This window comes from Rhodococcus sp. Leaf278 (genome assembly GCF_001426085.1).
In the GTDB taxonomy this organism is placed as follows: Bacteria; Actinomycetota; Actinomycetes; order Mycobacteriales; family Mycobacteriaceae; genus Rhodococcoides.
The window spans coordinates 172,233-187,533 of sequence record NZ_LMRR01000004.1 but is presented as its reverse complement, the minus strand read 5'-3'; the positions used below and the strand labels follow the sequence as shown (position 1 = coordinate 187,533).

Annotated in this window: 14 protein-coding genes; 7 read left to right on the top strand and 7 right to left on the bottom strand. The window is 63.8% G+C overall.

Going from position 1 to position 15,301, the window contains the following annotated elements:
* Window positions 1-2: 2 nt before the first annotated feature.
* Window positions 3-590, top strand: coding sequence for a TetR/AcrR family transcriptional regulator C-terminal domain-containing protein (locus ASG84_RS06350; RefSeq protein WP_057476147.1), 588 nt, complete (start codon window positions 3-5; stop codon window positions 588-590).
* Between the two features lie 12 nt (window positions 591-602).
* Here the strand turns inward: ASG84_RS06350 and ASG84_RS06345 are convergent, their stop codons facing one another.
* From ASG84_RS06345 to ASG84_RS06335, 3 genes are all read right to left on the bottom strand, one after another.
* Window positions 603-1,010, bottom strand: a complete 408-nt coding sequence (locus ASG84_RS06345; RefSeq protein ID WP_057476146.1) for an META domain-containing protein — start codon at window positions 1,008-1,010, stop codon at window positions 603-605.
* Window positions 1,003-3,306 (bottom strand): accessory Sec system translocase SecA2, encoded by a 2,304-nt coding sequence (secA2, locus tag ASG84_RS06340; RefSeq protein ID WP_057476145.1) that lies wholly within the window; start codon window positions 3,304-3,306, stop codon window positions 1,003-1,005. Before secA2 ends, ASG84_RS06345 begins: the two co-directional genes overlap by 8 nt.
* A gap of 74 nt (window positions 3,307-3,380) precedes the next feature.
* Window positions 3,381-3,953, bottom strand: a complete 573-nt coding sequence (locus tag ASG84_RS06335) for a dihydrofolate reductase family protein (RefSeq protein WP_057476144.1) — start codon at window positions 3,951-3,953, stop codon at window positions 3,381-3,383.
* Between the two features lie 76 nt (window positions 3,954-4,029).
* On the opposite strand from ASG84_RS06335, the gene ASG84_RS06330 reads away from it, so the two are divergent.
* Window positions 4,030-4,599, top strand: a complete 570-nt coding sequence (locus ASG84_RS06330; RefSeq protein ID WP_057476143.1) for a TetR/AcrR family transcriptional regulator — start codon at window positions 4,030-4,032, stop codon at window positions 4,597-4,599.
* 38 nt (window positions 4,600-4,637) lie between these two features.
* On the opposite strand, the gene ASG84_RS06325 is transcribed toward ASG84_RS06330, so the two are convergent.
* Complete coding sequence (locus tag ASG84_RS06325) at window positions 4,638-5,027, bottom strand: hypothetical protein (protein WP_057476250.1); 390 nt, start codon at window positions 5,025-5,027, stop codon at window positions 4,638-4,640.
* A 63-nt stretch (window positions 5,028-5,090) separates the two neighbouring features.
* Between ASG84_RS06325 and ASG84_RS06320 the strand changes: the two genes are divergently transcribed.
* The gene (locus ASG84_RS06320; RefSeq protein ID WP_057476142.1) at window positions 5,091-5,471 is read left to right on the top strand and encodes a helix-turn-helix transcriptional regulator; all 381 of its coding nucleotides are present in this window, start codon (window positions 5,091-5,093) and stop codon (window positions 5,469-5,471) included.
* 106 nt (window positions 5,472-5,577) lie between these two features.
* Here the strand turns inward: ASG84_RS06320 and ASG84_RS06315 are convergent, their stop codons facing one another.
* Window positions 5,578-6,357 carry an SIR2 family NAD-dependent protein deacylase gene (locus ASG84_RS06315; protein ID WP_057476141.1) on the bottom strand — a complete coding sequence of 260 codons (780 nt, stop codon included), beginning with the start codon at window positions 6,355-6,357 and terminating at the stop codon, window positions 5,578-5,580.
* Window positions 6,358-6,404: 47 nt separating this feature from the next.
* Between ASG84_RS06315 and ASG84_RS06310 the strand changes: the two genes are divergently transcribed.
* The gene (locus ASG84_RS06310) at window positions 6,405-7,001 is read left to right on the top strand and encodes a CHAP domain-containing protein (protein ID WP_057476140.1); all 597 of its coding nucleotides are present in this window, start codon (window positions 6,405-6,407) and stop codon (window positions 6,999-7,001) included.
* A 3-nt stretch (window positions 7,002-7,004) separates the two neighbouring features.
* Here ASG84_RS06310 and ASG84_RS06305 read toward each other — a convergent pair whose 3' ends face one another.
* On the bottom strand, window positions 7,005-8,012 hold the full coding sequence (locus tag ASG84_RS06305) for a sensor domain-containing diguanylate cyclase (RefSeq protein WP_057476139.1): 1,008 nt from the start codon (window positions 8,010-8,012) through the stop codon (window positions 7,005-7,007).
* A gap of 9 nt (window positions 8,013-8,021) precedes the next feature.
* Here ASG84_RS06305 and ASG84_RS06300 point away from each other — a divergent pair, with 9 nt between their 5' ends.
* Window positions 8,022-8,825, top strand: coding sequence for a MerR family transcriptional regulator (locus ASG84_RS06300; protein WP_057476138.1), 804 nt, complete (start codon window positions 8,022-8,024; stop codon window positions 8,823-8,825).
* A gap of 529 nt (window positions 8,826-9,354) precedes the next feature.
* Here the strand turns inward: ASG84_RS06300 and ASG84_RS06295 are convergent.
* Window positions 9,355-10,563, bottom strand: coding sequence for an MFS transporter (locus tag ASG84_RS06295; protein WP_057476137.1), 1,209 nt, complete (start codon window positions 10,561-10,563; stop codon window positions 9,355-9,357).
* 256 nt (window positions 10,564-10,819) lie between these two features.
* Between ASG84_RS06295 and ASG84_RS06290 the strand changes: the two genes are divergently transcribed.
* Both ASG84_RS06290 and glgX read left to right on the top strand, forming a co-directional pair.
* On the top strand, window positions 10,820-12,952 hold the full coding sequence (locus tag ASG84_RS06290) for an acyltransferase family protein (RefSeq protein ID WP_057476136.1): 2,133 nt from the start codon (window positions 10,820-10,822) through the stop codon (window positions 12,950-12,952).
* Window positions 12,953-13,008: 56 nt separating this feature from the next.
* Window positions 13,009-15,300, top strand: a complete 2,292-nt coding sequence (glgX, locus tag ASG84_RS06285) for a glycogen debranching protein GlgX (protein WP_057476135.1) — start codon at window positions 13,009-13,011, stop codon at window positions 15,298-15,300.
* The last annotated feature ends 1 nt before the right edge of the window (window position 15,301 follow it).

The window sequence follows — 15,301 nt, the reverse complement described above, 5'->3', positions numbered from 1 at the left end:
CAGTGCAACTCAACAGGCAAGACGTCCTGGACGGCGCGATCGCCATCCTCGACGAGTACGGCCTGGCCGACCTGACCATGCGCCGGCTGGCGACGTCCCTGCACGTGCAGCCCGGTGCGCTGTACTGGCACTTCCCCAACAAACAGACCCTGCTCGGCGCGATCGCCGACCATCTGCTGTCCAGCGCCGATGCACCGCCCACCGAGGGCGCATGGGACACGCAAATCGAGCAGATCGCTCATCGACTGCGCGACGCGCTTCTCTCCCGCCGAGACGGGGCCGAACTGGTCGCCGCGACCTACGCGTCGAGGATGACCACCAATCGCATCCGCGAACGCATTGCCGCCGTCTGCATTCGCGCGGGACTTCCGCGACGCGACGCGGAACTGACCGCCGACACCTTGCTGTACTACGTTCTCGGCCAAACAGTCGACGAACAATCGCGTCTACAGATGGACTCCGCGGGAGCCCTCACCCCCGAGGCGTCCCCCATGTTCGAGAGTCCGGACCCGACCAGCAGATTCGATTTCGGATTGCGGCTCTTCGTCGACGGAGTCCGGCACTCGACGACCGATCGCATCCGGCGCTAGAGCTCCGGCAGATCAGGACTCCGCGAAGACGATCCGTTCGCTGCCGTTGTCCAGGGTCATGGTGCCGTCGTTCCGAGACCACCGCGGCGTGGACGTCAGGAAGTCCGAGAGCCACGCGTCCTGATCCATCAATGCTCCAGGACAACCCATTCGGGTGGAACCGAGGGAATCGGTGGTGATCCTGCCCTGCGAGGTATCGACCGTGCCGAACAATCTGTTGCACCCGGCCTCTGCCGAAATCCGGTCGTCCGAGAATTCGAGCCTGATCGTGGTTCCGTCCACCGGCACGTAAGAGCCGGGCGCATCGATGGACGAGTAAGTCTTGTCGGCCGGAAATTCGCCGTAAGTGTCGGCACACGCGGACGCCACCCCGCTCAATCCCAACGCGAGAACGACCACCGCGTGCCGCGCGTCAGCCACCGAAGATCGGCCCCAGCCCGGCCGCACCGGCGTTTCCGCGGGACGCAAACGGGTTGTCGTGCACCATGTACGTCCACGTCGATGTCGGTCGACGCAGACCGGCGTCGTCGAGATCGATTCCTTCCGAGGTGATGTCGGCCGACTCGAAGGTGGCGTGTGAGAGATCCATCGCCTTCGATGCAACCGTCTTGAACGCCTCGACGGCGATGCGGTGGTACTCGTCCAGCGGATTCTCGCGCCCCAACGCCCGAAGGTGGATGCTCTCACGCACGTCTGCCAGGTGCGCGAGATAGTCGGACCATGACCGATCGAGGTGGTAGAGGACGATCTGGCGGGCGACGTCGACCAGAATCTCCTCGGACACGGTCTCGCGGAGCTCCTTCGTGCGCGTCGGCGACTGCTGCTCGAGCAGAGTCAACGCCTCGTCCGAGTCCAGCAACGTGGCCCGGCGACGATCCAGGATCTCACGATGTTGAGCGGTCAGCTGATTGTAACGCCAAGTACGCGAATGAATTTCGAGCATCTGACCCTCGGCGATGCGTTGCGCATGATCCACACGATCGGCCGCAGCCGACGAGGTGAACATCCCGCTCTCGTCGATGCCCTTCGGTGCATCCTTGTCGCCTATGTTGTTCTTGACGACGTCGTCCTCCCAGCTGCCGAAGAAAAGCGAACGACCGGGGTCTCCCTGCCGGCCGGCACGCCCCCGGAGCTGGTTGTCGAGCCGCTCGGTGGTGTGGCGACCGGTCCCGAGAACGAACAGACCGCCGAGCTCGGCAATACGGTCACGATCGGCACCGTCGGGACCGCCGAGCTTGATATCGGTTCCGCGACCGGCGATCTGAGTCGACACCGTGACCGCGCCGTGCACTCCGGCTGCGGCAATGACCGCAGCTTCCTCGGCATCGTTCTTCGCGTTGAGTACCACCACGTCCACGCCCGCCGCGGTAAGCGTCTCGGCCAATGCCTCGGACTCGGCGACATCGTGGGTTCCGATCAGAATCGGCTGACCGGTCTCGTGAATCTCCTTGACCTGCACAGCAATTGCGGCGTTCTTGTGTTCGAGTGTGTCGAACACACGATCGTCTTCGTCGATGCGGGCCGTCGGCACGTTGGGCTCGATGACCGAGACGCCGAGGCTGTAGAACGTACGAAGCTGCTCCCCCGCCGCCATCGCCGTGCCGGTCATGCCACATACCGTGGCGTACCGATTGATCAACGCCTGCACAGTGATCGTGTCGAGAATTTCACCGGTCTCGGTGGGAGCAAGTCCCTCCTTGATTTCGACCGCTGCCTGCAACCCGTCCGGCCAGCGCTGAAGTTCGGCGACACGGCCACGCGACGCGTTGATCAACTGAACCCGTCCGTCACGAACGATGTAATCGACGTCGCGCTGCACCAGCACCTGCGCGTGCAGAGCCACATTGACCGCCACCAGCGTGGATCCGACATGCTGCTCGGAGTACAGATCGATTCCGCCGAGCTCTTTCTCGATCCGCAACGCGCCCTCGTCGGTGAGGAACACGTTCCTTCCCTCGGCATCGGTGTCGTAGTGAACACCCTTGTCCAACAGTCGGACTGCGTTCATCACCGTCGACGTCGAGACGTCACCGGACACCGAACCGGCCAACACCAGCGGGACGAGTGCCTCGTCGACCAACACGGAGTCCGCCTCGTCGATCAGTGCGACGTCGGGAACGGGCGAAACCAAATCCTGTCGATCGTTCACCAGATGATCACGCAGGACGTCGAAGCCGACCTCGTTGACCGAGGCGTACGTGATGTCGCAGGCATAGGCGGTGCGACGCTCCTGCGCGGTCGACGCCTCACCGATGGAACCGACCGTGATGCCCAGAACCTCGAACAACGGCCTCATCCACTGCGCGTCGCGTTGCGCGAGAAAGTCGTTGACCGAGACGACATGCACCGCACGCCCGGACAACACGTATCCGACGGCGGCAATGGCACCGGCCAGTGTCTTGCCCTCACCCGTCGCCATCTCCACTACGTCACCGGCGAGAAGCCGCACGGCACCGTGGAGCTGTACGTCGAAGGGCCGCATGAACAGGGTTCGCTCGCTCGCCTCACGCACCAGTGCGAGGTACCGCGGAACATCGAGTCGCGCCGCAGAGTCGACGCGCAGTGCGGTCGCCTCTGTCGCGAAGTTGCTGTCGTCCAGAGCAGCCGCCCACTCGGCGTGCTCCTGGGCCCGCTCCACGCGCTGACGGGAGGTGCTCTGGGCCTTCTGCGCAGAGCGTCCGAGAACACGCCAGAACCGGTCGGAGCCCAATGCCATGTGCAATCCCTACCTGAGAAAGAAAGAACGTTCCTTTCCACAGTACCGAGTGTGGCATCGTCCTCGGGTCTGCATCATCTATCGACTGCGTACTCGTTGACCACGACTCCTGACTCGAAGGGGGTACTGGCCACGAGGCGACTTCCGATCGGCGAGTACGCACGCTCGGCGAAGAGGCGCTTACCCGAGCCGAGGAGTATGGGGTTCACCTTCAGGATGAGCCTGTCTATTTCGCCCGCCACCGCCGACGCAAGAATTCCTCCACCGGCCAGCCAGATCCCACTTCCCCTCTCGCTCTTCAGCTTTCGCACGACCTCCACGGGATCGTCACCGGTCAGTGTCACAGCCGGTTCCACGCCGCCGTGGTTGCGCGAGAAGACGTACTGCCTCAGGTGTCCATAGGGACCCTCGGGAGGATGAATTCCCCCGGCCTTGTAAGTGTTCCATCCCATGAGCACGGTGTCGAAGCGACTCAGGTCAGGGGTGAGTCCAGTCGCACGCAGACCGAGTGTCGGAATGGTGTCGGTGTAGTCACGCAGAATCATGTCGATGTGGTCGCCCTGCATCGGGAAGTCGTCGAAGGAGTCGTCGGGGGCTGCGATATAGCCGTCGAGACTGACGGCGACGTAATAGACCAGTTCACGCATGAAGTTCTCCGATCACGACGGGTGTAGTGGTTGCTGAAGACTACGACATCCATAGTGGTTCCGCTAGCCTGTTTTCATGGCTCGCAACCCACTCCGACGCGCCGAACTGGCCGATGCCGGGCTTCGCCTCCTCGCAGCGGAAGGCTCCCGCGGACTAACCCACCGCGCGATCGACGAGGAAGCAGGAGTGCCGAGGGGAACGGCATCGAACTATTTCAAGACCCGCGCCGACGTCATCGCCGGACTGATCGAACGCATCGGTCAGAGACTTGCCCCCAGCTCCGAGGTCCACGAACCGCTTGCCGCGCAACCTCCCAGCCCAGAGTTGTTCGGCGCGTACATCCGCGACATCGTTGCGCGGCTCCTTGCGAATCGCGACGTGACGCTCGCGCTGTTCGAGTTGCGGCTCGAAGCATCGAGACGACCGGAGATCAGGGACATCCTCGGCAATTGGCAGCGCTCGAACTTCTCTGCCGACGTCGAGTTCAATCTCGCTGCAGGATTACCCGGGGGGCGTAAGGAAGTCGCACTCTTCCATTACGCGATCGATGGCCTACTGCTCGACCGACTGACCTATCCCATCGATCCGGCCACCTCGACGGACGAGGTTGTCGACGCCCTGGTTGCGGGTCTCTTGCACCCCTGATCGCACCACTTCGACGCACGCGACCTCCACCTGCACCACTACGCGTCGAGGGGCGTCGTCACCGCGATCCGTCGGGTGCCGTCCTCGGCCGTCACGACCTGATAGGCATTGCGCTCGGTTCCCACCGGCGAGCCGTCGGAGTCGAGGTTCTCCAGCAGCAGATGACCGACCCACACCCCCGGCACCTCGATCTCGGTGACGATGTCGCGCGCTCGCACGCCCTGTATCCCGCGCGATCGGTAGTAGGCCTGGCCCTGCTCGAAGAACTCACGCGTTTGCTGCGGCGTGGCGATCGCAGCGCAACCCCGCGCCGTCACAGCCAGAGCAGGATAGTTGTAGATCTCGGCCAGACCGTCGAGATCACCCGAGGTCAGATACCCCGTGTAGCGGGCGAAGAAGTGGTCGATCGTTTCGGTGTCGGAGGTCATACCGAGAACGCTACGACTCATTCCCGTCACGCCCACGTCGGGAATCGGGAAGAATTTCCGGTCGTGCCGAAGGAGAACTCGCCTCACTCGCTCGACAGCACGCTCACCCTACGGCGCGTCGTGCGCCAACAGCGGATCGTCGAATGGCTGTGTGCAGCACCCAGGCCGCTGACCTCGCCCGATCTCGCCCAACGATTGCGAGTGAGTGTGCGCACGGTTGAACGCGATCTCGCCCGACTGCGTGAATCCGGCATACCCATCGAGGCAGTCTCGGGGGCGCACGGTGGATCATGGCTGACGAGTGTGGCCGACCCACGTCCGGTGCGCCTGACCGTCCCGGAGATTGCGGCCCTCATCGCCAGTCTCGCCGCTCTCGGACCTACCGAAACCGACAGTGCCGCATCGGCAATGAGGGCACTCGTCGATGCCCTGACCACCCACTGACCGTATTCTCGAACAACGCGACGAGGGCGGGTCACCGCCCTCCACAGATCGACGATCCAAAGAGTTCAATGGACGAAATAACTTCTGCAACGGTAGTTTTCGACGTTCACAGTCTCGCAACGAGAGCCGGCAGCCCCACCGCCGCAGTAGTGCGCCACCGGTGATCGGCCATGTCCGAGACCTCCGTCTCGACCGGGTTGATCTCTACGACCGTGGCTCCGGCGCTGCGCGCGATCGCAGGCAGTCCCGCGAACGGGTACACCACTCCCGATGTGCCGACCACAAGAACTAGGTCGGCAGTTCTGACGGCGTCCTCGGCTGCGTCCCACGCGGCCTCGGGCAGCGACTCGCCGAACCACACCGCACCCGGCCGAATCAGTCCGCCGCACAACGGACATTCCGGCGGTGGAACCCGCTGGTCCGCCTCGGCAGGTGCATCGGCGGCACCGGCGTCGAATGCTGCTCGTGTTCCACAGTCGCTGCAGTACGGCTCGAACAAGCTGCCGTGCACGTGCGCGAGAACCGTGGCCCCGGCTCTCTCGTGAAGGTCGTCGACATTCTGGGTGACGATGTCGACATGCGCTCGTTGCTGCCACTGCGCGAGTGCCACGTGACCGGCATTGGGTTCGGAGCGTCGAACCAATTCTGCCCGCCATCGATACCAGCCCCACACCAGATCACTGTCGGCCATCCAACCCTCGGGGCTGGCGAGGTCCTTGGGATCGAAGTCCTTCCACAACCCGGTTTGGGCGTCCCGGAAGGTTGCGATCCCCGACTCGGCGGACATGCCTGCGCCCGTGAGGACGGTGATGCGCGATGCAACGCGTGCAGCGTTCACCACAGGCTCTGGAACAGCATGGGTCGGGAGGTCACGAGGGAAGGTCACGACCTCATTGTGCCAAGCTGTGTGTCCGGTCGCGCTACCGTGAGGGCATGAGCATCGACACCAGCGCGCGCACTCGACGACGGTGGCCGATGTGGGTGGCGGCCTGCACGGCTGTCGCCGTGGTCGCGGTGGTCGGAGTCCTGTGGCTGGCCCCGAGCCGATACCTCCCGTGGGACACCGAGGCGTTTCCCGACGTGAACTCCGGTGAATTGACGGCCGAACAGACCCGAGTGGTGGAACTCCTGCGCACCGAGCACGAGCAGCAGCGCCCGGGAACGTTCTATGCCGAGGGTGTCGACGAAGCCTGGTGTGCCGACTTCGTCAGCTGGATCATGAAGGAAGCGGATATGCCGCTCTCGAACCCCAATTCCGGTTCGTGGCGCATACCCGGCGTCTACACGCTGCAGGAGTACTACCAGGAGCAGGGTCGATTCGAAGCTGTCGGCAGCTACGTACCGTCGGTGGGCGACGTGGTGCTCTACGACAACCGCAGCTGGATCGGCCAGCACACCAACGTGATCGTGGCGGTCGACGGCGACGAAGCCATCACCGTCGGAGGCAACGAGGCCGGAAAGATCCGAGTCCACACCCTGCACTACGGATCTGATTCCGGCGTGGTCGGATTCGGCCGACTGGCGAGCTGACGCTCACTCGCCGGGCCGGCGAGATCCGTCGCTGTACGATCGCGCGCCACCATCTCGCTTGGCCTGAAAGAGCAACATGTCTGCGCGATCGAAGCAGTCGTCCACGGACTCGCCCCGTCGCAACGTCGTGTGCCCCGCGGAGAATGTCTGCCGGTCGGGAACGACGGCGGCGAGCTCGGTCAGCACGGCGTCCATCGTCGTCGATCCCACTCCCGGCATCACGAGCGCGAACTCTTCTCCACCCCATCTCGCGATCGTGGCTCGGCCACCGAGCAGCTCTGCCGCAGCAGCAGAAAACCGAACCAACAGTCGATCACCACGGCCGTGGCCGTACTTGTCGTTGTACAACTTGAAGCGGTCGAAATCGATCATGGCCAGCGCAACCGCGACCTCGGACCCCGACGGTGTGGTCAACTGACGCAACCGATCTCGCCACCCCCGCCGATTGAGCAATCCGGTGAGGGCGTCGGTCTGTGCGGCTACGCGCAAGTCGTCCTCGACGCGCCTCCGGTCGGTGGTGTCGTGCACGACGGCCATCGTCCACCGTTTGCCCTCCGGTCCCGGAACCTCGCTTGCCGAGATCCAACCCCACCGCACTGTGCCGTCGGCATGCAGGTAGCGCTTCTCGACGTGAACCGATTCCCCTCGAGCTGTCGCGTCGTCCATGATCTGCTCCATGGCGGCGTGCTGGGCCAAGTCGTCGGGGTGGGTGAATTCACGAGAAGACCTACCAGGCAGGCGTTCACGAGGACACCCGACGATGGCAGCGTAAGCGTCGTTGGCGAGAACGAGCAGTCCGTCTTCGTCGGCGAGCGCCAATCCGACCGTGCTGGCCTCGAACATCTCCCGGTACCAACGATCGGCGTCGACCATCTTCAGCCAGGTCTCTTCCTCGAACGGTGCGAGCCACGACGATTCACACGACGCCCCGACGATACGCCGCGCTGCCGCGCCCGGTCCTGGGAAGGCGATGGCAAACGGTCTTGACGTTGACGCGACGTCAAGGTTCACACTGAACCCATGAGAATCGGATCTCTGGCAAAGGCCGTCGGAACGACACCGCGAACGGTGCGCCATTATCACCGGCTGGGCCTGCTCGACGAGCCGCGCCGTCTGTCCAACGGATATCGCGAATACACGATCGACGACGTGGTTCGTCTGATGAGAATCCGGTGGCTCGCCGACTGCGGGATGCCTCTCGGCGAGATAGCCGCCGCCCTCGGTGAGTCTCCGGCGGCCGAGACAGATGTGGTGGCTGATCTGAGGGCGCTGCTCGGCGGCATAGAACAGCAGCAGTCTACGCTGGCGCGCAAACACGCACGCCTGTCGGCACTGCTGAACGACGCCGTCGAGCGTCGTCCGCTGACGGCCCTTCCGAGCGAGGTCGCCGACGCCATGAGTGCGCTGATCGACGCTTCCGCGGAGACGGACCGAGAAGCGTTGATCCGTGAACGTGATCTACTCGAGGTGATGGCGATATCGGGTGCCGTTCCAGCATCGTTCTTCGAGACGGTGACACTGACACTCGGCGACCACGACCTTCGCCAGCGATATCTCGGACTTCTACGCAGATTCAGCGCGCTCGAGGGCCGAGATCCGTCCGAGGCCGAGAGCGATATCGATTCGCTCGCCGCAGAACTGGAGTCGATGCTCGAGTTCGATTCCTTCGCCGCCGATTCGTCCGATATTTCTGCGAACACCGATGAGATCAGTTCGCTGAGTATCGACGACATCGTGCCCGATCCGGCCCAGCGCACCGTAATCGTCCGCGCCACCGAACGTCTGCAGGCCGGCCTGCACCGACCGTCCGTAGGTATGCGATGACGGTCGACTTCCCTGTCCAAGTCGGTAGGTGGCGCGCATTGGCGCTGTGGACGCGCGGGCAGCATGCGCCGATCGCTCCGGACTCGACCGTGTTCACCGCAACCCATGGAACGCTCGGATTACCCGTCATGTTCGGAGCCGCGACCGTGATCGAGATGGTCGTTCTGCACCTGCTGATTCCGTGGCTATGGCTCGGTGCGCTGATCGCAGCCGTGTCGGTCGCGTCCCTGATTCTGCTCGCGACATCGGTCGCCCTGAGTCGGGCGCACCCCCACGTTCTCTCAACCGAAGCCCTCGTTCTGCGCATGTCCGGCACTGTCGTAGCGAGAGTGCATCGCGCGAGTATCTCGTCGGTCCGAATCCACCGTCGCTACGGCATCGTGTCGCCCGCTCTCGACGGAGGCCGGCTCGTCCTGCCGACCCAGGACGGCACCACGGTGGATATCGAACTGTCCACTGCCACAGAGGTTGTGGTTCCCGCACTATCGAAGCGATGGAAGATATCCGGTTTCGCGCACTCGTTCGGTGTTCAGGTGGACGATCCCGCCGCACTGGTTGCTGCGCTCACTCCCTCCACCTCGGCCACGGCAGTGGACCGGCGCAGCAAACGGGTTGCGAACAACAGGACCACCAGCGCGAGCACCGTGATACCGGATCCGGCCCAGAGGGGCGAGGTGTAGCCGAGGCCGGCCGAGATCGTGACGCCGCCGAGCCACGCGCCCAGCGCATTTCCGAGGTTGAACGCGGCGATGTTCGCACCGGACGCCATCGTCGGGGCGTCGGGAGCAAACGACATCACCCGCATCTGCAGCCCCGGCACCGTCGCGAAACCGAAAGCGCCCATCAGGACGAGAGAGGCGACGGTGGCCGGTCGACTCTCTGCGGTGCGCGCGAAGATGACGAGAACGACAGTCAATGCGCCGAGCAGAGTCAGCAGCGTGGCGGTGAGGTTGCGGTCGGCGGCCCTGCCGCCGAGGTAATTTCCGACGAAGAGGCCTCCGCCGAACAGCACGAGCAGCCAGGGCACCAAGCTCGACGCGAAACCGCTGACGTCGGTGAGAGTGAACGCAATGTAGGTGAACGCACCGAACATGCCACCGAATCCGAGCACCGTCGTCACGATGGAGAGCCACACCTGGGTAGACCGGAACGCACGAATTTCGCGGCGCAGATCGCTCTCCTCACCGATGCCGGTTTCGCGAGGAACGAGGGCCGCAATGCCGATCAGTGCGACGATGCCGATCACCGTGATGGCCCAGAACGCCGATCGCCATCCGTAGCTCTGACCGAGGAACGTCCCGAACGGAACACCGAGAACGTTGGCGGCGGTGAGGCCGGCGAACATCATGGCAATCGCTCCCGCCTTCTTTGCAGGCTCGACAAGCCCTGCCGCGACCACGGCACCGATTCCGAAGAACGCTCCGTGGCACAGCGCTGCGACGACACGACCGAGCAGCATCGCGTCGTAGCTGCCCGAGAGTGCAGAAATCAGGTTTCCGGCGATGAACAGACACATCAGTGCGAGCAAGACGGTCTTTCGAGGAAACCGCGTCACCGCAGCGGTGACGACGAGCGCGCCGACAACCACGGACAGCGCATAGCCGGTGATGAGCCAGCCGGCAGTGGCTTCGGTGACCGAGAAGTCCGCCGCGACCTCCGGTAGTAAGCCCATGATGACGAATTCGGTCAAGCCGATGCCGAATCCCCCAATTGCGAGGGCGAGCAGGCCGAGTGGCATGTCGAATCTCCTGAGACGAGTGGCGAAGGTAATTATCTAGCGATCGCGTGTAGTTGCACGCGCTGTACAAATAGTTGCACACGCGTTCTATGTGCGCAAGACGGCCATACACGCGAGCAACGTCGACGCTCCCGAACTGGGACGATTGCCATGAAGCGGACTCCGGGAAGTGCTTCACCGCCCGTACACGTATTGTTTGCCCGGTATCGCACATCCGACCGAGTAGTCGATCGACAGCCGGAGCCACTTCTCCTTCATGCATCTACACCCGACCGACAGTGACTCGGCCGATCTCTCGACACCGGTCCGGTACGCGTCGAATCCAACTCCCCGAGAGCAGAGTCGGGCACCCCAGCGGCGAGATCTCAACGGATTGCGCGGCGTCGCGATCGCACTCGTCGTCGTGTTCCACATCTGGATGGGCCGTGTATCGGGAGGCGTCGACGTCTTCCTGACGCTGTCCGGATTCTTCTTCACCGCATCTCTACTCCGATCGGCCCAAGCCGGTGCAAGCCTGAATCCGATCACCCGTATCAGGCGCGTGCTGCGCAGACTCGGTCCGCCGCTGCTGATCACGCTGCTCACAGTGGCTGTCGCATCGGTGTTCCTGCTCCCGCGCACCCGCTGGGCAGACCTGGGCGATCAACTCGTATCCGGTGTTTTCTACTACGTGAACTGGCAGCTGGCGACGACGGCGAACGACTATCTGGCGGCTGACCCCTCGGTAAGCCCCGTTCAACACCTGTGGTCGGTGGCCGTGCAGTTCCAGTTCTATCTGGTGGCCATCGCCGTCGTCTTCGGTCTCGCATGGGTCCGACGCATCGCCCGTCCCGAGGGACCACGAAGTCTTCGACCACGCACCTTCGCTGTGATCTTCGCGCTCATCGCCGTGCTGTCGTTCGTGTACGCGGCGGACGGTATTCGGCGACATCAGGCATGGAACTACTACGACACAGGCGCGCGACTCTGGGAGATCATGCTCGGTGCCGCACTCGCGGCGGTCTTCGCAGCGCGAAGCGACAGCACCGTGGCTGCGGCCTCGTCCGGACGTACCCGATTGTCGTCGGCGGCACGCGGAGTCCTGGCCGTTGTCGGCATGACCGTCATCGTCGCGTGCGGTTTCGTCGTCGACGGAGTGACGGCGTTTCCCGGTCCCCTGGCCCTGATTCCAGTGCTCGCAACCCTGGCGTTGATCGTCGCCGGGTCCGAGACCGCCGTGGCGGCCACACTGTCGAACCGGTTCTTTGCGTGGGTCGGATCGATCGCATTTCCGCTGTATCTATGGCACTGGCCATTGCTGATCTTCTATCTTTCGGCGACCGGACGATCCCATGCAGACGCGCTCGGGGGTCTCGGTATCGTCGGGGCCTCGGTTGCACTCGCGTGGCTGACTGTGCGTCTGGTCGAGCGCCCTACACAGTCGAGCACGTTCACGCCGGGACGCATCGCGGTCACTGCCTGCGCGGGGATCGCCGCGGTCGTCGTCACGGCCGGTTCGATCGGATGGAACGTCCACATCGACCGGTCGATCACCGCGGTGCAGGCCGACGAATCGGTCGACGAACCGACTCACCCGGGAGCACTGGAACTGACCGACGGGATTCGCGCCGAGCCGGCCGCCGTCCGTCCCCCGTTGTACTCGGCTCCCGGGGATCTCCCCGCCACCACCCTCGAAGGCTGCATCGCCGACTTCGAGACACGCGATGCGGTCTCGTGTAGCTACGGCGACCTCGAAGCGAACCGAACCATCGTGCTGGCGGGCAGTTCACACGCAGAGCACTGGGTGACGGCACTCGATACGCTCGGACTCCAGCACGGGTTCAAGGTCGTCACATTCCTCAAGATGGGCTGCCCGTTGAGCATCGACACGATGCCGATGCTCGGCCCCAACGAATACCCGGATTGCCTCGACTGGACGGAAACCGTGCTAGCCGAGGTCGCAGGCATGGAACCTGCTTACGTGTTCACCACCGCCACCCGCCCGCGGGAGGACTCCCCTGGCGACTACACCCCCACCTGGTACACCGCGGTGTGGCAGCAACTCGCTGCGGACGGCGTCGGAATACTCGGTGTTCGGGACACCCCGTGGCTTGCGTACCGGGCGATCGATTGTCTGGCCGACGGTGGCGACGCCACCTCGTGCGGCGTTGCCAGGGACGAAGCGCTCGACCCGGTCAATCCGGCGCTTGCGGCCTCGTTCAGGTTTCCCGGATTCTCCGCTCTCGACCTGTCCGATGCAGTCTGCGACACCGCCGTCTGCCGCGTCGAGCAGGGCAACGTACTCGTCTACCGTGACGAGCATCATCTCACCGCCACCTACGTGCGAACTCTGACCACCGAGCTGGGCCGACAGGTCGGATCGGCCACCGGTTGGTGGGCCGGACCGTGAGCCGAGCGGCTCGCGCTCGGTAAGCCTGGGCCCACCCGCCACAGTAGGGTTGATCCATGCTGCACGAAGCCTCCGACGACACGCCTGCCATCGCAGTATGGCCGGGATCCGCTTATCCGCTCGGCGCGACCTACGACGGGGCAGGAACCAATTTCGCACTGTTTTCCGAGGTCGCGGAGGCAGTGGATCTGTGCCTGATCGGAGAGGACGGCACCGAGACACGTATTCGTTTCGAGGAGTCCGACGGCTACGTCTGGCACGCATATCTGCCCACGGTGGTGCCGGGGCAGCGCTACGGCTACCGCGTTCACGGCCCCTGGGATCCGGCAGCCGGGCATCGCTGCGACCCGAGCAAGCTGCTCGTGGATCCGTACGGCAAGGCGTTCGAGGGATCGTTCGACGGCGACCGATCGCTGTTCTCGTACAACATGGACGCGCCGGCCCCCGAGCCCGAAGCCGAGGTGCAGATGGACGAGGCATCCGCAGATTCACTCGACTCCGAAGCCCCGTTCGAGGACGCCACCGATCTCGCCGATCCCGACGACGAGATCATCGAGGAAGCTCCCATCGCGCACGACGACGTGCCGAACAACGACTTCCCCCAGCATGATTCGCTCGGTCACACGATGACCACCGTCGTGATCAACCCCTTCTTCGACTGGCAGGCCGATCGCGCCCCCAAGCGCCCGTATCACGAGACCGTGATCTACGAGGCCCATGTCAAGGGCATGACGATCAACCATCCCGAGATTCCCGAGGCCGAGCGCGGCACCTACGCCGGGTTGGCGCATCCGGTGATCATCGACCACCTCAACCACCTCGGGGTCACGGCGATCGAGCTGATGCCGGTGCACCAGTTCATGCAGGATCAGGTCCTGCTGGACAAGGGACTGCGAAACTACTGGGGCTACAACACGTTCGGCTTCCTGGCCCCGCACGCGGAGTATTCCTCACTGCAGTCCCCCGGTGCGGCGGTCACGGAATTCAAGGCCATGGTTCGTTCGTTCCACGCTGCGGGTATCGAGGTGATACTCGACGTGGTCTACAACCACACCGCCGAGGGCAATCACATGGGCCCGACCATCAGCTTCCGCGGCATCGACAATGCGGCGTACTACCGGCTCGTCGACGGCGATCTCGAGCATTACATGGATTACACCGGTACCGGCAACAGTCTCAACGCGCGACATCCGCACACGCTGCAGCTGATCATGGACTCGTTGCGCTACTGGGTGACCGAGATGCACGTGGACGGGTTCCGATTCGACCTCGCATCCACGTTGGCTCGCGAATTGCACGATGTCGATCGCCTCAGCGCATTCTTCGATCTGGTTCAACAGGATCCGGTAGTCAGCCAGGTGAAGCTGATCGCCGAGCCCTGGGACATCGGTGAGGGCGGTTACCAGGTCGGCAACTTCCCCGGGCTGTGGACGGAGTGGAACGGCAAGTACCGCGACACCGTGCGTGACTACTGGCGGGGGGAGCCCGCGACTCTGGGCGAGTTCGCGTCGAGGTTGACCGGATCCTCGGATCTGTACGAGTCCAACGGTCGTCGCCCCGGTGCAAGCATCAACTTCGTCATTGCCCATGACGGATTCACCCTCAACGATCTCGTGTCGTACAACGACAAGCACAACGAGGCCAACGGTGAGGGCAACAACGACGGCGAGAGTCACAACCGCTCGTGGAACTGCGGTGTGGAGGGACCGACGGACGATCCGGAAATTCTGGATCTTCGAGCCCGCCAGATCCGCAACATCATGGCGACCTTGCTGCTCAGCCAGGGCACGCCGATGATCGCGCACGGCGACGAGATGGCGCGAACTCAGCAGGGCAACAACAACGTGTACTGCCAGGACTCCGAACTGGCATGGATGGATTGGTCGTTGGCCGAGACCAACGCAGAACTGATCGAGTTCACTCGCAATGCCATCGCACTGCGGGCCGAGCACCCGGTCTTCCGTCGTCGCCGGTTCTTCGAGGGCCGTCCCATCCGAACCGGCGAGCAGGCACGTGACATCGCCTGGCTGACCCCCGCAGGCGAAGAGATGACGCCCGAGGACTGGGACAGCGGCTTCGGCAAGTCGCTGACCGTGTTCCTCAACGGCGAAGGAATTCCGGAACCGAATCAGCGCGGTGAGCGAGTGGTGGACGACTCGTTCCTGTTGTGCTTCAACGCACATCACGAGGCACTGGAATTCGTGACGCCGGACGGGAACTACGCCAAGGAGTGGACGGTTGCCCTGGACACAGCAGCCCGAACGGGAGCGGGTGAGAAATCGATAGAAGCGGGTACACCGGTGGAAGTCACCGCTCGTTCCTTGCTCGTTCTACGAAAGACTGCCTGAC